The 18,343-nt window shown below is 60.8% G+C and carries 17 protein-coding genes, 1 tRNA gene and 1 riboswitch; of the genes, 12 read left to right on the top strand and 6 right to left on the bottom strand.

Annotated elements, in window-relative coordinates; all coding sequences use genetic code 11:
- Positions 1–175: 175 nt before the first annotated feature.
- Positions 176–1,078 carry an aminotransferase class IV gene (locus HMPREF2919_RS07535; RefSeq protein WP_049358402.1) on the top strand — a complete coding sequence of 301 codons (903 nt, stop codon included), beginning with the start codon at positions 176–178 and terminating at the stop codon, positions 1,076–1,078.
- A gap of 318 nt (positions 1,079–1,396) precedes the next feature.
- On the opposite strand, the gene HMPREF2919_RS07530 is transcribed toward HMPREF2919_RS07535, so the two are convergent.
- From HMPREF2919_RS07530 to HMPREF2919_RS07520, 3 genes are all read right to left on the bottom strand, one after another.
- Positions 1,397–2,194, bottom strand: coding sequence for an energy-coupling factor transporter transmembrane component T family protein (locus tag HMPREF2919_RS07530; RefSeq protein ID WP_070667055.1), 798 nt, complete (start codon positions 2,192–2,194; stop codon positions 1,397–1,399).
- Positions 2,191–3,822 carry an ABC transporter ATP-binding protein gene (locus HMPREF2919_RS07525; protein ID WP_070667053.1) on the bottom strand — a complete coding sequence of 544 codons (1,632 nt, stop codon included), beginning with the start codon at positions 3,820–3,822 and terminating at the stop codon, positions 2,191–2,193. Before HMPREF2919_RS07525 ends, HMPREF2919_RS07530 begins: the two co-directional genes overlap by 4 nt.
- Before the next feature lie 87 nt (positions 3,823–3,909).
- On the bottom strand, positions 3,910–4,542 hold the full coding sequence (locus HMPREF2919_RS07520; RefSeq protein WP_049350529.1) for an ECF transporter S component: 633 nt from the start codon (positions 4,540–4,542) through the stop codon (positions 3,910–3,912).
- A gap of 58 nt (positions 4,543–4,600) precedes the next feature.
- Positions 4,601–4,701: riboswitch (TPP riboswitch) on the bottom strand.
- 267 nt (positions 4,702–4,968) lie between these two features.
- Here HMPREF2919_RS07520 and HMPREF2919_RS07515 point away from each other — a divergent pair.
- The gene (locus HMPREF2919_RS07515) at positions 4,969–5,202 is read left to right on the top strand and encodes a DUF4235 domain-containing protein (protein ID WP_070667051.1); all 234 of its coding nucleotides are present in this window, start codon (positions 4,969–4,971) and stop codon (positions 5,200–5,202) included.
- Positions 5,203–5,362: 160 nt separating this feature from the next.
- Positions 5,363–6,799: an MFS transporter gene (locus HMPREF2919_RS07510; RefSeq protein WP_070667048.1), complete on the top strand. Its 1,437-nt coding sequence runs from the start codon at positions 5,363–5,365 to the stop codon at positions 6,797–6,799.
- A 131-nt stretch (positions 6,800–6,930) separates the two neighbouring features.
- Here HMPREF2919_RS07510 and HMPREF2919_RS07505 read toward each other — a convergent pair whose 3' ends face one another.
- Together HMPREF2919_RS07505 and dcd are read right to left on the bottom strand one after the other, a co-directional pair.
- Positions 6,931–8,262 (bottom strand): septin family protein, encoded by a 1,332-nt coding sequence (locus tag HMPREF2919_RS07505; RefSeq protein WP_070667046.1) that lies wholly within the window; start codon positions 8,260–8,262, stop codon positions 6,931–6,933.
- Between the two features lie 130 nt (positions 8,263–8,392).
- Positions 8,393–8,992, bottom strand: a complete 600-nt coding sequence (gene dcd, locus HMPREF2919_RS07500; RefSeq protein ID WP_005509013.1) for a dCTP deaminase — start codon at positions 8,990–8,992, stop codon at positions 8,393–8,395.
- A 153-nt stretch (positions 8,993–9,145) separates the two neighbouring features.
- Here dcd and HMPREF2919_RS07495 point away from each other — a divergent pair.
- The 8 genes from HMPREF2919_RS07495 to HMPREF2919_RS07460 all read left to right on the top strand — a co-directional run bounded on the left by HMPREF2919_RS07495 (position 9,146) and on the right by HMPREF2919_RS07460 (position 16,075).
- Positions 9,146–9,219 (top strand) — tRNA-Gly (locus tag HMPREF2919_RS07495).
- A 648-nt stretch (positions 9,220–9,867) separates the two neighbouring features.
- Positions 9,868–10,488 carry a thiamine phosphate synthase gene (locus tag HMPREF2919_RS07490; RefSeq protein ID WP_049352197.1) on the top strand — a complete coding sequence of 207 codons (621 nt, stop codon included), beginning with the start codon at positions 9,868–9,870 and terminating at the stop codon, positions 10,486–10,488.
- Positions 10,489–10,490: 2 nt separating this feature from the next.
- Positions 10,491–11,573 (top strand): glycine oxidase ThiO, encoded by a 1,083-nt coding sequence (gene thiO, locus HMPREF2919_RS07485; protein ID WP_070667044.1) that lies wholly within the window; start codon positions 10,491–10,493, stop codon positions 11,571–11,573.
- A gap of 48 nt (positions 11,574–11,621) precedes the next feature.
- The gene (gene thiS / locus HMPREF2919_RS07480) at positions 11,622–11,819 is read left to right on the top strand and encodes a sulfur carrier protein ThiS (protein WP_070604208.1); all 198 of its coding nucleotides are present in this window, start codon (positions 11,622–11,624) and stop codon (positions 11,817–11,819) included.
- A gap of 143 nt (positions 11,820–11,962) precedes the next feature.
- On the top strand, positions 11,963–12,733 hold the full coding sequence (locus HMPREF2919_RS07475; protein WP_049338534.1) for a thiazole synthase: 771 nt from the start codon (positions 11,963–11,965) through the stop codon (positions 12,731–12,733).
- Complete coding sequence (locus tag HMPREF2919_RS07470) at positions 12,724–13,779, top strand: HesA/MoeB/ThiF family protein (protein ID WP_070667042.1); 1,056 nt, start codon at positions 12,724–12,726, stop codon at positions 13,777–13,779. Before HMPREF2919_RS07475 ends, HMPREF2919_RS07470 begins: the two co-directional genes overlap by 10 nt.
- A gap of 327 nt (positions 13,780–14,106) precedes the next feature.
- On the top strand, positions 14,107–15,219 hold the full coding sequence (locus tag HMPREF2919_RS07465; RefSeq protein WP_049350538.1) for a MauE/DoxX family redox-associated membrane protein: 1,113 nt from the start codon (positions 14,107–14,109) through the stop codon (positions 15,217–15,219).
- A 190-nt stretch (positions 15,220–15,409) separates the two neighbouring features.
- On the top strand, positions 15,410–16,075 hold the full coding sequence (locus tag HMPREF2919_RS07460) for a class I SAM-dependent methyltransferase (protein ID WP_049350539.1): 666 nt from the start codon (positions 15,410–15,412) through the stop codon (positions 16,073–16,075).
- Between the two features lie 140 nt (positions 16,076–16,215).
- Here the strand turns inward: HMPREF2919_RS07460 and HMPREF2919_RS07455 are convergent, their stop codons facing one another.
- The gene (locus HMPREF2919_RS07455; RefSeq protein ID WP_049350540.1) at positions 16,216–16,917 is read right to left on the bottom strand and encodes a hypothetical protein; all 702 of its coding nucleotides are present in this window, start codon (positions 16,915–16,917) and stop codon (positions 16,216–16,218) included.
- A 63-nt stretch (positions 16,918–16,980) separates the two neighbouring features.
- Here HMPREF2919_RS07455 and HMPREF2919_RS07450 point away from each other — a divergent pair, with 63 nt between their 5' ends.
- A complete protein-coding gene (locus tag HMPREF2919_RS07450) occupies positions 16,981–17,958 on the top strand; it encodes a hypothetical protein (protein ID WP_049350541.1) in 978 nt (325 codons plus the stop codon).
- Positions 17,959–18,343 lie beyond the last annotated feature (385 nt).

Raw genomic sequence — 18,343 nt, 5'->3', positions numbered from 1 at the left:
TTATCCGTAAGCGACATCAGGGTGTCCGAAGCGAGGACGGGTGCCCTTGTAGGAGCGTGGATAACACCGTCCCTTTGCTGTACCTTGCTGTACCTGGGCAGGCAGGCGGCGTCGCCCACCTATCCCTAGTACCGTCTTCCCTCGCCGGTTAGGGATGCGAACGTACAATAAAACTATGTCTAGTACCGTAATTCTTCTGAACGAGCAGAACCCGCAGGGCATCTTCGTCGACCCGTCCGTGCCCCTCATCAGCGTTGATGATCAGGGCTTCACCCGCGGCGACGGCGTCTTCGAAACCATGCTGTCCGTCAACCGTCGCGTGCGTAAGCTCGGCATGCACCTGTCCCGCCTCGAGTCGTCGGCGCGCATGCTGGATTTGCCCGACCCGGAGCCCGAGATTCTGCGTTCGGCGGTGGAGCGCCTCATGCGTGAGGCTGCCGCCGGTGCCGAGACTGCCCTGGGTGAAGAGCACATCGTGAAGATTATTATTTCGCGCGGCCCCACCCAGGCGGTGACCTCCATGCAGCCGGGCCCGTACACGCTGATTATGGCGTCGCCGGTGCCCGCCTCCATCGTGAAGCGCCGCACCGAGGGTGTGAAGGCGATGCTGCTGCCGCGCGGCCACGAGCCGATGGACAACAGCGCCTACCCGTGGCTGCTGGCGGGCGCGAAGACCCTCTCTTACGCGGTGAACATGGCGGTTCTGCGGTACGTTCAGGAGCGCGGCGCGGACGACGCTATCTTCATCACCGACGAGCGTCGCGTGCTGGAGGGTGCCACCTCCTCGGTGCTGGTTGCGAAGATTGAGGACGGCAAGAAGGTGCTGTACACGCCTGAGCCGAGCCACGGCATCCTCCCCGGCACCACGCAGGGTGCGGTGTTCGAGGCGGCACGCCAGGCAGGCTGGGAACTGGGCTTCGGGCCGCTCTACCCGCAGGATTTGTTCGAGTCGGACGGCGTGTGGCTGGCTTCGTCGGTGCGTCTGATTGCGCCGGTGACTCACCTGAACGGCACGGCGCTGGCACACGACCCGGAGCTGACCGCCACGCTGTTGAACTACCTGGCGCAGCAGAGCTAATCGCATACGAAAAGGGGACGGTGCCATCCGAGCGAGGATGGTGCCGTCCCTTTGTGCTGTCTGCAGACCAAGTGCGGAGGTGTCGTACCTTCCTGAAGCGACATCAGGGTGCCCGAGCTCTGCGAGGGCGGGTTCCCTGTAGGAGCGAAGGAAGAGTGCGGGCGCCTCCGTAGCCCAGCGTGGGAAGACGGTATCGCCCGTAGTGACATCAGGGTGTCCGAAGCGAAGCGAGGACGGGTGCCCCTGTAGGAACGAGGGCGGATACCGCTTCCCAAGCGGGGTCACGAAAACGAAACCGCAACCTACTGTAAGAACGAACTAGCCCCAGAGGAACTGAATCGTACCCGCAGCAATAGATGCACCGTACGCAACAGCAATGATGACGGCGGCGGCAATGCTCACGTGCACGTCACGGCGCGAATACGAGGGTACGCGCGCCCAGGTGCGTTCGCCCGCGCCAAAGCCGCGCGCCTCCATGGTGATGGCGAGGCGGGAGCCGCGGCGGATAGCCTGCACGAGCAGGGCGAAGCTTTGGCCGCCGAAGGTTTGTGCACGTCCAATGAGGGATTGGCCTGCGCCGAGTCCGCGGGCGCGGCGTGCCTGGCCGAGGGCGTTCCATTCGGCGAAGAGAATGCCGACGAGGCGCAGGGCGGCGACGGTGGCGAGCACGAACCGGGAGGGCAGTTTGAAGGTTTGTGCGAGGGAGTCGCCGAGGTCGGTCGGGTCGGTGGTGAGCACGAATGCGAGGGTGGGTAGGACCATGGCGAGGGAGCGGATCATCATGGCTGCGCCGACGGCGGCGGAGTCGGTGGTGATGCTGTTGAAGCCGAGGTCGAGGATGGTGGTGCCGCTTTTGGCGCTGAGCATGGCGACGGACCAGCCGGTGGTGATGACGGCGATGAGGATGGGCCAGAAGCGGGTGAGGACGTTGACGGGTCGGAATCCGACGAGGATGAATCCGAGCAGTTCGAGGGCGAAGAGGATTCCGGAGGTGAGGGGGTCGCGCACGATGAGTGCGGCGATGATGAGGGTGAAGGAGACGATGAGTTTTACGCCGGCGTTGAGGTTGCTGAAGTAGCTGGTTCGGTCGATGGTGCCGAAGAAGTCGGTGTTCATGCGTTCTCCTTTCCGTTGGTTGCCTGGGGTTCGGAGGCTTCGAGCGCTTCGAGGGTGATGTGGTTGCCGCCGAGTGCGGCGGTGTAGTCTTCGTCGTGGGTGATGGAGATGATGGCGGTACCGCCTGCGAGGAGTTCGCGGATGAGGTCGACGAGTTCGGCCCAGGTGCGGGCATCCTGCCCGAAGGTGGGCTCATCGAGAATGAGTATTCTCGGTGCGGTGGCGAGCGCGGAGGCGACCGAGAGTCGTCGTTTTTCGCCGCCGGAGAGGGTGAAGGGGTTGGCGTCGAGTAGGTGGGTGAGGCGTAGGCGGGTTGCGAGTTCGTTGGTGCGGGCGGTGAGGTCGTCTTCGTTGAGGGGGTTGCGGGTGAGTGCGGCGAGTCGGCGGGGGCCGAGTTCGAGTTCTTCGCGTACGGTTCCGCGGATGAATTGGTATTCGGGTTCTTGGAAGACGTAGCCGATGCGGCTGAGCATTTGGGCGGGGGGCCAGGTGGGTACGTCCCAGTGGGCGCGCTCGCCGCCGTGGTTACCGTCGTAATTACGGAGCGTGTCGGTGGCGGCGAGGGTGCCGTCGGGGGCGGTGAGTAGCCCTGCGAGGGTGAGCGCGAGGGTTGATTTGCCGGCGCCGTTGGGGCCGAGCACGCTGAGGTGTTCGCCGGCGCGCAGGGTGAGGTTGATGCCGCCGCGCAGTACGGGCAGGTCGATGGGTGCGGGTGCGGGGGTGTCGCCGAGGCGTTTGATGGTGCGGCGGCGGGCGCGTCGTTGTTTGGGGGTGGGTTGTGCGCGGGTGATGCTGAGGTTTTCGGCGCGAAGTAGCGCCTCGCCGTGCTCGCCGCCCTGGTTATCGCTGTCGCTCTGCGGCGCACGCGGCACGTAGTTGGGTACCCACACGCCCGCGTCGATGAGTTCTTGGCGGGCTTCGGTGAGTACGGTGTCGGGTGCGCCGTCGTGGGTGATGGTGCCGCCTTCGCCGAGCACGATAATGCGGTCCATGTGCGGCGCCCAGATGCTCACGCGGTGTTCCACAACGAGCAGGGTCGCGCCGGTCGCCTCGGCAGCGGTGAGGATGCTGTCGCGTACTTCCTGCACGCCGGAGGGGTCGAGGTTGGCGGTGGGTTCGTCGAGGATCATGGCGCCGGGGTGCATCGAGAGGATGCCCGCCAGGCCGAGGCGCTGTTTCTGTCCGCCGGACAGTGCGCTGCTGGGGTGGTCGAGGGGCAGGTGGTTGAGCCCTACTGCGGTGAGGGCTTCGGCGACGCGGTCCCAGATTTCTTCGCGGGGTACGCGCAGGTTTTCGGGGCCGAACGCTACGTCGTTGCCGACGGTTGCCATGACGATGGAGGATTCGGGGTCCTGCTGCATCATGCCTGCGGTGCCGCGTGCTTCGGCGGGTGCTTGCCCGTTGATGGTGATGGTGCCGCCGGCGGATTCGCCGTCGTCATCATGGAGCACACCGGCGATGGCGTGCAGGAGCGTCGATTTGCCTGCGCCGGAGGTGCCCAGTAGCAGGACTTTTTCACCGGGGTTGATGGTGAGGTTGAGTCCGCTGATGACGGGTTCTGGGCGTCCGGGGTGGTGCCAGCTGAAGTTGTTGAGCTCGATGCGCGCCCCGCGCGGTGTTGCTTCCATGATGGTTCCTTAGCCTTTGTGTGGCTGCTGTAGTGTGCCGAGTGGTGACTCGTGGTGAGTGACTAGCCGGTGGATAGTTGCTGGTGGTTAGCGGCGGGTCTTGCCGGATGCCAGCGAGGAGAGCACACCGGTCTTGGCGAGGTTCTGCACGAGAATCCATGCGAGGAAGCCTGCGATCACTGCGCCGGAGATGACGGCGCACGCTACGTAGATGATTGCCTTGACCGGTTCCATGTCGGGGTAGTAGATGAAGATTTCGTTAACACCCATGAACAGGCCGCTGAGCGCACCGGCGAAGACTGCTACGAATGCGTCCCAGCGACGGTAGCGGAAGATTGCGAAGGCGATTTCAGCGCCAACGCCCTGGAAGAAGCCGGCAATCAGGATTTCACCACTCCACGCGCCGCCGGTGAAGAGCACGGAGATGAATGCTGCGACGATTTCACCGAAGAGTGCCGCACCGGGCTTGCGGATGAGCAGGCCGCTGAGGGTGCCGCCAAGCAGCCATGCGCCGGCGACGATGGGGCGGAATTCGGGTGCTGCTACGAGTGCAGTTTTGGCGGCGGGGCCGACTGCGATGTCCCAGATCCAGAAGATGACGGCGCAGGCTACTGCGATAACTGCGGCGATAACGATTTCGTTGACTCGCCAGCGCAGGTTCGGCTTCTTCGATTCTGCCTGGCTAGATGCCTGGGAGGCGGGGGTTGCGTTCTGTGACATTGGTGATCCTTCCGTCGTTGGAAGGGGAATGTCCTCGCCCTCTGATTGGACGAGGGCATTGAGAAGAAATTCGACTCCCTACGCCGGTACTAACCGGATCAGGTTCGAGGGTCTGCTTAGCACTCTCAGCGCCTCGGTGGCGCTCCCCTGTCGTTGTGGGCTTCCTTGTCCGTACCGTTGTGGTGCAGGTGGAAGCCCAGGTTCGATTGTAGGCGTGTCTGGCTGTTCGTGCCAATTTGCCGCTTTTTGTTTTCTTCTTCTGCCCACATTACAGAATTGCACGGTGTACAATTTTGGGACGGAGCGGCTCCAAGGCGGCACGAACGCCTTAAACCCTATACGCTAGGGAGTGGCGCTCTTTTCTCACCCAACCCCGAAGGGGTTCACGGGCAGGACGCCGCATCGTATACAGCTAAGGAGATACACATGAACCCCGTCGCTAAGCTTGCCATTGCGGGTATCAACATGGGCGCTACTGCCCTGGTTGGTAAGGGTCTGGGCGCAGCCTGGACCAAGGCTACCGGCAACCAGCCTCCCGCCATTTCCCACGAGTCTGAAGACACCCTGCGTCAGGTCATCCTCTGGACCGTTCTGACCTCCGTCGCCGGTGCTGTGGTGAGCTTCGGTATTGCTCGCCTGCAGCGTCGTTTCTTCAACTAAGACTTTGCGCTTTCCGCGCGAAAGTTCATGAACTAGGCGGTACGTATCTTTGCTCGGTACGTACCGCCTGGTGTTCCATCTTCAGCACGCCCGCCCTACTTCAGCCGGTTTCATGCCGCCGCTACGCTGAAGCGCCACCTCGGCATCCGAAAGCACAACTATGACTATTTCTTCTCCCCGCCGTAAGACGAAGGCTCAGCGTAGGGTCGTTGACCACGCGAACAGCCGCCGTTCGGTCGCGTCCTGGGTCATGTGGGATGTTGGTTCCTCGAGCTTCGACTCGATTATGACGACCTTCATCTTCACCGTGTACCTGACCAGCAGCTACTTCGGTACGCCCGAAGAGACCTCTTCGGCGCTATCACTGGGCCTGACCATCGCCGGTTTCCTCATTGCGATTCTGGCGCCGGTCACCGGTCAGCGTAACGACAAGTCTGGCCGCGGCATCTTCTGGCTCGGTGTGAACACCATGCTACTGGTCGGTTCGATGGCGGCGTGCTTCTTCGTAGGCCCCACCCCGCAGTACCTGTGGCTGGGTGTCACCCTGATTTCTGCGGCGAGCGTGTTCAGCGAGTTCGCGTACGTGAACTATAACGCCGTGCTGCCGCGTATCTCCCACCCGGAGAATATCGGTAAGATTTCGGGCGCCGGATGGGCTGCCGGCTACATTGGCGGCATCCTGGCGCTGGCTGTGGTGCTGTGGGGTTTTGTGCTTACCCCCGAAGTGCTCGGCCTGACCACCGATAACGCCCTGAATATCCGTGCGGTCGCACTGTTCGCCGCCGCCTGGTGCCTCTTCTTCTGCGTGCCGCTGCTGGTGCGTATGCGCACCCGCGAGCGCTTCCTGCCGGAGGTGCTGCCCACCCGCGAACTGCGTTTCCTGGAGCTCGGTATGGAGCGTCTCTCCCCGGCTCGTCAGGGCGGTCTGCTCGCCTCCTACAAGGCGCTGTGGCGCACCATTAAGCGGCTGAAGATGACGTCCCCGCAGACCCTGTGGTTCCTGATTGCTTCGGCGGTGTTCCGTGATGGTCTGTCCGGTATTTTTACGTTCGGCGGTATTCTTGCGGCGGGCACGTTCGGTTTCAGCACTTCCGAGGTGATCCTGTTCGGTATTGCCGGTAGCGCTGTCGCGGCGGCTGGCGCGATCCTGGGCGGCTACCTGGATGACTACCTGGGCCCGAAGGCGATCATTGTTATCTCGCTGGTCGGCATTATCTTGGCGGCTACCCCGCTGATGTTCTTCCCCGAACCGGGCGTGTTCTGGGTATGCGCCCTGCTGCTGTGCCTGTTCGTGGGCCCGGCGCAGTCGGCATCCCGCACCTTCTTGGCTCGCCTGGCTGATCCCGGCACTGAGGGTGAGCTGTTCGGTCTGTACTCGACCACCGGCCGTGCCACCAGCTTCCTGGCGCCGATGCTGTTCGGTCTGTGCGTGAGCATCATGGGCGCGCAGATTTGGGGTGTGCTCGGTATTCTGATTGTTGTGGTGGCGGGTCTGCTCCTACTATTGCCGGTGAAGGCACCCGGCCCGTTGCGTGTGCGTGCGGCTCGCCGCGAGCAGAAGCGTGAACAGAAGCGCCGCGACAAGGCCGCCCAGTAAGGCGTCACGGGGCTAAACACCCCGCACCCCACACATACGTAAGGAGGGGCGGGTAGAAGATCATCCTTCTACCCGCCCCTCCCTTGTGCTTAAGCAGCGCCTAACAAGCGGAGCTCAGTAAGCCGCGGTGGCTAGTCCTCCACCACATCATCCTCATCATCAGAGACAGCATCCTCAGAGGAATCCAGCGCAATCTGCTGCTCCTCCTCATCCAGAACCTCATCGCTAGTCATCTGAGCCCAGGTCGCGTCATCAATCAGCGGATCATCAATCACACGAACCCACAGCATCGAACCAGCCGCCAGAGCGCTCAGGTTCTCGTCATACGCCTCCGCAGGCAGACCCTCAAAGATCTCAGCCAGACGCGCAAACAGGTCATCGTACGAAATGTCGCCCTCAGCCTGCAGCCAGCACTCCGCCGCAAAATCAGACAGCTCATTCAGCTCAGTGTCACACAGCAGCAAGAACGGGCCGTCCTCACCCACACGCACACCCGAAGTACCCGGCATACGAGACACCGCAATCGTACCGTTCAAGAACACACCCGGCAGGTAATCCTCTACCGTGTACTTCTCCAGCTTCTCAACCTCATCAGCATTCGGCAGCTCACCACCATTCAGCAGATCCTGAACCAGCGGCAAAGTATCCTCAACCTCCGAGTACACCAGGCGCCACACGCCACCGCAACGCTCCACCAGCTTAGCCAGCGACACAACACCCTCAGGGTGACGCGCCAGACCCGAACTCTGCTCACTCAAGAACACCAGAGCCTCATGCAGCGGAACACGCTCAAAATACGGCTCCGAAGCCGACTCATCACGAGAAATGAACACAATACGCGACAGCTCATAGCTGAGATCATCACGATCAACCACGTTCAGACCCAAATCCACCGGGTTCTGCTGATCCTTCGGCGCATTCGGGTCAACAATCACAGACAACGGCTTCGGATACGGCGACACAACACCCTCATCCGAAATAATCGCAGTCTCATCAGTCAGATACGCAAACTTCGAACCCAAGAAACGCGACGCAGTCGTCTTACCGCTACCAGAAACACCCACCAGCGCAACAGCGCGCTTCGACTCAGGGTCACCAATAACAGCCGCATGCAGCATCACACCGCGACCAACCAGCTGCTCAATCATCGCCAACGTAATACGGCTCGTCAGATCCTGCATACCCGAATCATCATCAGCCACACGCAGCGTCGAAACCTTATCAAACGAACCCATCAACGGATTCGCCAAATCCATCACCGACTCATCAGTCGGCGCATGAACCAACATCACCTGATCAAAACGAGACAACGAAGCATACGCCTCATCAGGAGTATCAAAAAACTCCGGAGCAAGAGGCTCCCACGCCTTCTTAAAACGCTCCACAAAAGAGTCCGACATATCAATCAGATACAAAGAAACTTCCGCGCCAGCAACACGCAGAACAACAGGCTTCAGATTCATCAAAAATCCTTAGAGAGTGAGAGATAAAAACCCGCACGCGAGTGAACGCACGAGCACAACAGGCGAAAAACCGCCCAACGCGGGCGCACAAACACACAGCCTGCACGCCCGCACCCCAAAGCGGGAAAGACTAAGACTCCACAGAACCATCCGCAGGAATCATCGTCTGATGAAAATTCAAATAACTACGCGAAGCAGTCGGGCCACGCTGACCCTGGTAACGGTTACCATACGCACCAGAACCATACGGATGCTCAGTCGGGCTACTCAAACGGAAGAAACACAACTGACCAACCTTAGAACCCGGCCACAACATAATCGGCAAAGTCGCCATATTCGACAACTCAAGCGTCACATGCCCCGAAAAACCAGGATCAATAAAACCAGCCGTAGAGTGAGTCAGAAGACCCAAACGACCCAGCGACGACTTACCCTCCAGGCGGGCAGCCACATCATCAGGCAACGTCACCTTCTCATACGTAGAACCCAACACAAACTCACCCGGATGCAGAATAAACGGCTCATCAGGAGCCACCTCAACCAGGCGCGTCAAATCCTCCTGCGGCTGAGCAGGATCAATATGCGGGTACTTATGGTTATCGAACAGACGGAAGAAACGATCAATCCTCACGTCCACACTTGCAGGCTGAATCATCGACTCATCGAACGGATCAAGAACGATGCGCCCATCAGCAATCTCTTGACGAATATCGCGATCTGAAATAAGCACGTTTAAAGGATACCTGGCAAACACCACCCACGTGCAGGCATCCACCAGCCCCAGCACACAGGCCTACATCACATTTCAACCCCTGCGCCCGGCACACAAACAGCCGCAACACATTTCGCCCTCGACAAGCAGGCGCGATACACTGAAAAGGATGCGGCTGTAGCTCAATGGTAGAGCGCACGCTTCCCAAGCCTGATACGCGGGTTCGATTCCCGTCAGCCGCTCCACAAGCCCCGGACTTCGTCGCGGGGCTTTATTTTTTAGGTTGGATGCGGTGGTTGGGCTGAGAGTTTAGGATGCGGCTTGGGTTGGACGGGTCGAGGCGGTATGTTCCTTGCTCCTGCAGGGAACCCGTCCTCGCTCCGCTTCGGACACCCTGATGTCGCGACGGAACATACCGACCTCTCCCCTACTATCCTCTCCCCTCTCCGGGAGGTGGAGTAGTGGGTGCGGGGTGCGTCGGGAGCGAGCCGCGGGCTGCTCGGCTTGGGAAGGGTGTGCGCGGAGGCGGGGTGGGGAATACTCGGGTGAGGTACCGCAGACAGCTCACCGGGAAACGGGATAGGTATTTGGGTGAGGTGGTGGCTCAGCTTAGGAGGTCAGGGTGCCTACCAGCGGGCTCAGCGCGAAAGGGCTTGCCGCAACTGCGCGAGCGCGGTGCCGCTATACCTTCCTGCAGCGACATCAGGGTGCCCGAGCTCTGCGAGGGCGGGTGCCCCTGCAGGAGCGAAGGAAGTGTATAGCGGGCCAAGCGCACACACCTCACAACGCTTGAAGGATGTTCAACTCACCACACAGTTGTGCTAACCTAACCACAGAAATTCAATGAGAGAATTTCTAAAAAACATCTACTCGACGAGGAATCGTAGACCCGCATGAACCGCGAAACACACCCCTACACCACCCCAGCACGCCCCCTCGACCTGAACCTCTACCTCGTCACAGGCGAGCACCCCCTCGAAACCGTCCGGGCAGCCAAACACGCCACCTGCATCCAAGTCAGGTCCAAACCCATCAGCGCGCGCGAGCTATACCAGCTCACCGAAGCTATCGCCGGCATCATCCAGCCGCACCAGACCCTCCTCATCGACGACCGTGTCGATGTCGCCCTCGCGTTGCGTGCCCGCGGCGTGCGCGTTGACGGCGTGCACATCGGTCAAGACGACCTGCCCGTAGCCGACGCCCGCGCCCTCCTCGGCGCCGACGCGATCATCGGTCTGACCACCGGCACCCGGCAGCTCGTCGAAGAATCCAACAAAATCGCGCACCTTATCGACTACATCGGCACCGGGCCGTTCCGCCCCAGCCCCACCAAGCAGTCCAACCGCCCGCCCCTCGGCATTGATGGGCTCCGCGAACTTGCTGAACTGTCCGCCGTACCGACCGTAGCTATCGGCGACATCACCCCCGAAGACTGCCCCGCCATCCGCACCACCGGAGTTGCCGGAATCGCCATGGTCCGCGCCTTCGTCGACAACCCCGCACTGCAGGCATAGCCATGACCATCACCATCATTGGCGGCGGAATCATCGGCCTCACCACCGCGTTTGAACTCACCGAACGCGGCGAAAGCGTGCACCTCATCGACGCCGAAACCAGCGGCTACGGCACCGCCGACGACGGCACGGCGCTCTACCCCGCCGCCAGCCACTACGCCGGCGGTATGCTCGCACCCATCGCAGAAGTGCAATTCCAGCAGGATGCGCTCTTCCCGCTCATGACCGCCAGCGCCGACGCCTACCCCTCCCTCATGGAAAGGCTCAGCCGCGCCACCGACCTGCCCACCGGCTACGACACCACCGGCACGCTCATCATCGCAGCCGACCGCGCCGACGCCGAACACCTGCAGCGCACCCGCGCCTACTACCGGGACATGAACCGCCCCGCAGACCCCGTCACCCCCACGCAGGCGCGCGCCCTCGAACCGCTCCTGGCGCCGCGCATTGCCGGTGCCGTGAGCATCCCCAGTGACCATCAGCTGCACCCGCGGCTCATGAGGCGAGCCCTCAAAGACGCGCTCACCCGCCGCGGCGTCACCTTCAGCACCGAACGGGTCACCGACCCGGATGCGGGCGACATTATCTGCACTGGACTAGGGGCAACACTGCACGGGGACTACCCGCTACGACCCGTCTACGGGGACATTCTGCGTCTGCGCGCCCCGCGACCCATCCTTAAGCATGTGGTGCGCGGCTATGTGAACTCCCGCCCCGTCTACCTCATCCCCCGCCCCGACGGGGAGCTGTGCATCGGCGCGACCAGCCGCGAAGACCACCGCACGCTGCCCGCCATTGACGGCGCACACCAGCTGCTACGTGACGCAATCCGGCTCGTGCCCGCCGTTGAAGAGTGCGAGCTTCTGGAGGCGAACGTCGGCGCCCGCCCCGGCACCCCGGACGACCTGCCCATCTTCGGGCACCGCACTCGCGCTGACGGCACCCGCCAGCTCGTGTCCACGGGCTATTTCCGCCACGGTATTCTGCTTGCCGCACTCGCCGGCAAGGTTGGTGCAGAGGTCGCCTGCGGGGCTGAGATTCCGCCCATCATGCAGGCATGCGACCCGGCACGATTCACCCACTAAACACAGTCCCCGCCGGATGCACCCGGCACCTTCACGAAAGGATTTCGCATGATCATCACCTACAACGGCGAGCCGCTAACCACCAACGCCCCCACCGTATTTGACCTTGTCATGGACCAGTTTGGTACCGGGGCGGGCGTGGCAGTAGCCCTTAACCGCAGTATTGTGCCGCGTTCCACGTGGCTGGATGTCCCGCTGAACGAGGGCGATAGGGTGGATGCCCTCACCGCCGTTCAGGGCGGCTAATCTTTCAGCCTGTACCGGAGAGATACCCACCGGCAAAAAAGAACAGATATTCTCGGTTTTTGTTCCCTAAACCGGGCGCACCGTAGCGCCCCGCACCAACCAGCAGACCCCGTTATTTAGACGTTCCCACAGAGGAGAACACCATGAGCCTCACACCGCTCACCATCGGCGACCGCACCTTCACATCCCGCCTCATCATGGGTTCCGGAGGCGCAACCAGCATGGACCTGCTCGAGCAGGCGCTCATCGCCTCCGGCACCGAAATGACGACCGTTGCCATGCGCCGTCACGCCGCAGGCACCCCCATTTTTCCGCTTCTGCAGAAGCTCAATATTGCGCCGCTGCCCAATACCGCAGGGTGCCGCACCGCAGCTGATGCGGTGATGACCGCGATGCTTGCCCGCGAGGCGCTGGGCACCTCCTGGGTGAAGGTTGAGATCATCCACGACGAAGACACCCTGCTGCCGGATACCGTGGAGCTGCTGACCGCTTGCGAGCAGCTGGTGGCTGAGGATTTCACGGTGCTCGCGTACACCTCTGACGACCCGGTGGCTGCCGCCCGCCTGGAGGATGCGGGCGTTGCCGCGGTCATGCCGTTGGGTGCGCCGATTGGTACCGGTCTGGGCATTTTGAACCCGCACAATATTGAGCTGATTGCGTCCCGCGCGCAGGTTCCGGTGGTTCTGGATGCCGGCGTGGGTACCGCTTCGGACGCCGCCCTGGCGATGGAGCTGGGCTGTGATGCGGTGTTGTTGGCGTCGGCGGTGAATCGTGCTGAGGATCCGGTTGCGATGGCTCAGGCGATGAAGTTTGCGGTGCAGGCGGGCGCGTTGGCGCGTGAGGCTGGCCGTATTCCGGTGCGTGAGCACGCGAAGGCGTCGTCGCCGTCGGAGGGTTTTGTCTCGTGGATGTAAACCTTGCCCCTACCCCGGTGAATCCGGAGCATGCGCGTCTGGATCGCGAGCGCACGGACCGTCAGCGTCGCCTGCCGGGCTTTGATCAGGATGCGGTGGCGGCTGCCCGCGTGTTGGTGATTGGCGCTGGTGGTTTGGGTTGTCCGGTGGTGCAGGCGTTGGCGGCGGCTGGTGTGGGGTATCTGCATATTGTGGATTCTGATTCGGTGGAGCTGTCGAATATTCAGCGTCAGCCGCTTTTTGGGGTGTCTGATGTGGGTGAGCCGAAGGCGGAGGTTGCGGCGCGCCGTGCTCTGGAGTTGTGCCCGTCGTTGACGGTTGAGACGACAATCCGGCATGTGGATGCGTCCTGGATTTTGGATCTTTTCGCCGCGTCGGCACCGGATTGTGTGGTGGATTGTACAGATACGTTTGCGTCGAAGTATCTGATTGCGGATGCTGCGCAGGTTGCGGGTTTGCCGCTGGTGTGGGGCACGGTTTTGCGTTTTGGCGGTTCGGTGAGTCTTTTTGAGCCGGATGGCGCGCATTTGCGTGATATTTTTCCGACGATTCCGCAGACGGTGGAGTCGTGTGCGCTTGCCGGGGTGTTGGGTGCGACGACGGCTGTGGTTGGCTCGCTGATGGCGACGGAGGTGCTCAAGTATGTGAGTGGTCTGCCGACGGCAGCGGGCTCCCTGCTGACGTATGATGCTTTGTCGGGTACGTGTACGTCGTTTGGGGCGGTGCCGGATCCGGCGCGTGTGGTGCCGGTGGATTTGTCGGCGCATGAGGTCCCGCAGGTTCTGCTGGATGTGCGTGAGGTGCCCGAGCGTGAGGCGTCTATTAAGCATGAGGGTTCGATGCATATGCCGCTGTCGCAGCTGAGCGACGCTGAGGGGTCGCTGTTGCCGGCAACCGACGTGCCCGCGGAGTTGTTGAGCCTGTTTGAGTCGGTTCGTGATCAGCGTGTGGGCGTTTTCTGTGCCTCGGGTGCGCGAGCGCAGCGCTTTGTACAGGCGTACGCGGAGCTGGCGGGCGAGTACGGTGTGAGCCTCACGGCTATCTAAACGCATACAAGGCGTAGCTATCCCTTCCGGAGGCGACATCAGGGTCCCCTGTAGGCGCGGAGGAAGGGCATAGCGCGCCTAATCGTAAGGAAAGCGGTATCGTCCGTAGTGACATCAGGGTGCCCGAAGCGAAGCGAGGGCGGGTTCCCTGCAGGAACGAGGGCGCATACCGCTTTCCGCTTAACTCGTAGAGCTTAACCCGTAGAGACATTTCCCCCTGTGCAGGGCGTAAAATCGTGTATAACACGGCGGCACGTCGCACGGTTTGTTCTGCCTAAAAACTGCCACTGCCGCCTCCTGTTTTCGCACACTCACTCTAGGAGTTTTATGCTCACCGTCTCTACTGTGCCGCTTGTTTTGTGTACGGCACTTGTTGCGTTGACTTTGCTGATTAGCGGTATTGCTAAGGCGAAGGACCCGCAGAGTACCGTGACCGGTATTCAGAATCTTGGTTTGGAGAAGATCGCGCCGACCCGTGCGGTGTCGCTGATTTTGCCGTGGTTCGAGATTGCCCTGGCCGCCGTCCTGCTGCTGTCGCCGGTGCGTTTGCCTGCGGTGATTGCTTCGGGTTTGGCGTTGATTCTGATGCTGTTCTATACAGTGGTGATTGCGCGCGCTCTGGCGACGGGTCGTACTGCGGGTTGTAATTGTTTTGGTTCTGAGTCGAATGCGCCGGTGAGCCGTTATACGCTGGTCCGTAATGTTGCGTTGCTGTTGGCGGCGGCTGGTGCGCATGCGAGTGCGTTGAAGGGTGGCACGGGTGTTGTGTCGACTCTGCTGGGTCTGGGTAATAGCGGCTGGACTTGGGTTTTTGGTGCGGCGCTGATTGCTGTGACGTTGGAGGCTGTTCGCCGCGGTGATGCTCTTGCGCAGCCGGAGCCTCAGGCTGAGGTGATTTTGCCGGAGCCGGTGTATGACGAGAACGGCGAGGAGCAGTATGTTCGTATGCCGATTCCGCATGCGGCGCTGTACCTGGAGAATGGTCGTCACACGAATTTGCGTGCGTTGGCTAAGAATCAGGCGCGTGTGCTGGTGTTTGTGTCGGCGACCTGCGCTGGTTGTGTGAAGTTTTTGAAGACGATGTCTTCGTGGCAGGAGCGTCTGCCGCAGGTGGCGTTGCATCCGGTGTATTCGAGCCTGGAGTCGTTGCAGACCTCGCGTAATGCGGGTACGTTGCCGGAGGGTTTGACTCCGTTGATTGACCGTGAGGCGGGTTCGCGCGCGAATTTTGGTAATGGTGTGCCATTGGCTGTGGTTTTGGGTGCTGATGGTCTGATTGCTGGCGGCCCGGTGGCTGGTAAGGAGCAGGTTGAGGCACTGCTTGCCGATATTGAGGAGCAGTTCGCTGAGGCTGCTCGTCTGGCTGAGGAGGAGCGCCAGGAGCAGATGCGTAAGGCGTTTGCAGCGGGTCCGTCGAATGTTGAGGGCGACCACCTCTAAACACGCTCCTATCGTCCAGCCCCCGTAGCGCCTCTGTAGCGCTTCCGATAGCCCCGTCCGGCTCTTACTGCCCTTACCGGCAGGTGCCGGGTGGGGCTATGCTAGAACGTAGTGCACACACCGCTTATATGCCGCAGTCACCTTGCCTGGTGGCGGCTGGCGCGTCCTCAACCCTATCAAAGGAGTTTTTATGGCAATGATGAGTTTCAACGCTCCGGGTGAGCGTGAGAAGTCCCTGTGGCTGATCCGTAAGGAAAGCAACCCGAATCACTCACAGTGGTACATTGACCGTTTCAAGGCGATGGAGGCTGAGGGTAATGACATGGCGGGTGAGTCTCGTCTGTTGGATGCTATGGCTTCTCGTGGTGCGAAGATTCTTGATGCTGGTTCTGGTCCCGGTCGTGTGGGTAAGCAGCTGCACGCGTTGGGTCACCGTGTGACGGGTGTTGATATTGATCCTGAGCTGATTGAGGAGGCGCGCCGCGTCTGCCCGGAGGCTACGTGGATTACTGCTGATTTGGTGGATTTGCCGGAGGTGCTGGGCATTGAGGGTGACGCTACGGCGGAGAATGGTTTTGAGCTGCTGGTGTGTGCGGGTAATGTGATGGGTTTCTTGGCTCGTTCGACTCGTAAGCCGGTGGTGGAGAATTTCCGTCGCGTGTTGGCGCCGGGTGGCCGTGCGGTGGTTGGTTATGGTTCGGGTCCGGGCCGTGATTATGCGTTTGAGCAGTTCCTCGCTGATGCCCGCGAGGTTGGCCTGAACGTGGATAACACCTACTCTTCATGGCAGATGCACCCGTTTGTGGAGGGCTCTTCGGAATTTTTGGTGGCGGTTCTGTCGCGCCCGGCGAGCTAGGCTCGCATCTGAAACGAGCGCGCTAAGCGCATTTAGCTAGGCATACAAATGGCCCGGCGCCTCCCCTGTGTGGGGTGGGTGCCGGGCCATTTGTGTGTCCGGAAGAAGCGCGTCCATAAGAACTTTAAAGAATGGTTGTTCTAGTGGATCATGTAGATGTTGCGGGCGAGTTCTTCGGGCATGAAGGATGCGGCGAAGAGGATCGCCACGATGATGACGGCGAGTGCGGTCATGAGGCTGGAGCGCCAGCCGGGGTGCAGCTCGTTGAAGGTGATGAGCCCCTTGTGTTCTTTGTCCATGTTGACCACGTTGATCTGCTTGTAGATGGTGGTTTGGGCGGAGAGTTTGGAGGAGACTTCTCGCATGGTTTTGCCGTCCCAGACGCGGCCGTCGACGCGCATGAGCTGTTTGCCGTCTTTGTCGACGGCCCACATGGCGGGGAAGCTGCGGTAGCGTAGGCGGCCAGCGACGGTTTTGAGTTTCTGGCCGTAGGCTTTTTTGGGGTAGAGCTTTTCGACGAAGATGGTGTGGTCGATGTTTTCCAGCGGTACGGCGAACCAGCCGAAGGTGCGTGCGCGGAGCACGTGGGTTTTGGTGATGACGATGATGGTGGGTTTGAGGACTGAGTAGAGGTTTACGCCTGCGATGGTGCCGATGAGCAGTACGAGGATGGTGTACGGCAGGGCGGGTCGCTTGTAGAAGATGAAGGCGAGCGCGGCGAGTAGCACGATGGTGCCGGGGAGTGCCGCTTCGATGCGCCTGCCGTAGGAGCGCATGCGGGGGTGGAATAGTTCTGTGACTTCGCCGTATTTGGCGGGGACTTCGTGAGCGCGTTCTGCCATATACACAACTTTAGTGTGTGCGGTGCGTGAAACCTAGCGGACTACCTGCGTTACTCTGGTTCTATGCGTAATTTTTCTCCCGTGGAGCGGGTCCTGGCAATGTGGATGGTCGGTGTTGTGGTGGCCGTTTCTGTGGCTGCTGCGGCGCTGGTTATGACGAATAAGCTGGTGTATGGTCCGACGGGTCAGGTGCGGGAGTATTTTCATGCGTTGCGTACGGGTAATGGTTCGTATGCGCGTGGCCTGTTGGGTGCGCAGATCCCTGAGGGTGACGCGTCGCTGCTGGATGGGGATGCTTTGAGGCGTTCGGTGTCTTCGTTGGGTGAGGTGTCGTATGAGGTGGTGGAGACTAGCGCCGATGGTGAGCATGCGACGGTGCGTGCTTCGTATTCTTTGGGGGGTTCGCAGCAGCATACGGATTTTCGTTTGCATCGTGCGGGTACTCATTGGGGCTTTTTTGATAAGTGGGCTATTGATGAGGCGTCTTTGCCGTCGGTGAAGGTGAATATTCAGGGTGTGGAGGCTGCGACGATTAATAACCGTAAGGTTGCGGTGGATGAGGGTGCGGCGTCGTTCCCGGTGTTTTATCCGGGTGTGTATGCGGTGTCGTATGATTCGACGGTGTATACGACGCAGAAGGTGAATGAGGTGGTGACTGCGCAGGATGCGAATCATGCGGTGCGTATGGAGTTGAAGCCGAGTGATAATGCGTTGTCGTCGGTGAAGGAGCAGGTGCAGGACCATTTGAAGAAGTGTACGCAGCAGAGCACTCTTTATCCTGGTGGGTGCCCTTTTGAGTATGCGTTTACGGGCCGTGTGGATTCTGAGGTGAAGTGGTCGGTTGAGAAGGTCGCGGATCCGCAGGTGAGTGTGAGTTCGGCGGGTGTGTGGTCGTTGAAGCCGATGTCGGGTACGGCGAAGGTGTCGTTTACTCAGTTGGATTTGTTTACGGGTGCGCGTTCGCAGGTGCAGAAGGAGATTCCGTTTACGTTGAAGGCGTCGGTGGAGGCGGATGCGAAGGCGGTCCGAGTCTCCTTCTAAGGACGAACAGCGAGAGCCAGTATGCTCTGAATGCGACATCAGGGTGCCCGAGCGAAGCGAGGGCGGGTTCCCTGTAGGAGCGAAGAGCATACTGGCTCGTGGCTTATATGGGTTGAGAAAGGGCCGGTGTTATCCGTAGCGACATCAGGGTGTCCGAGCGAAGCGAGGACGGGTGCCCCTGTAGGAGCGAGGATGACCCGGCCCTTTCGCGTCCCACAATCCTAAAAGGTCAAAGGGAACCGGTACTATCTGCAGCTGTATCAGAGCGGTACGACAGAAAAGGGTCAGTATTATCCGTAGCGACATCAGGGTGTCCGAAGCGAAGCGAGGACGGGTGCCCCTGTAGGAGCGAGGATAATACTGACCCTTGATTCTTTTATAGATC

Origin of the sequence: Rothia sp. HMSC068E02 (assembly GCF_001813565.1) — a bacterium.
GTDB lineage: Bacteria > Actinomycetota > Actinomycetes > Actinomycetales > Micrococcaceae > Rothia.
Note: the sequence above shows the minus strand (reverse complement) of the source record. Positions and strands in the feature narration are given on the sequence as shown.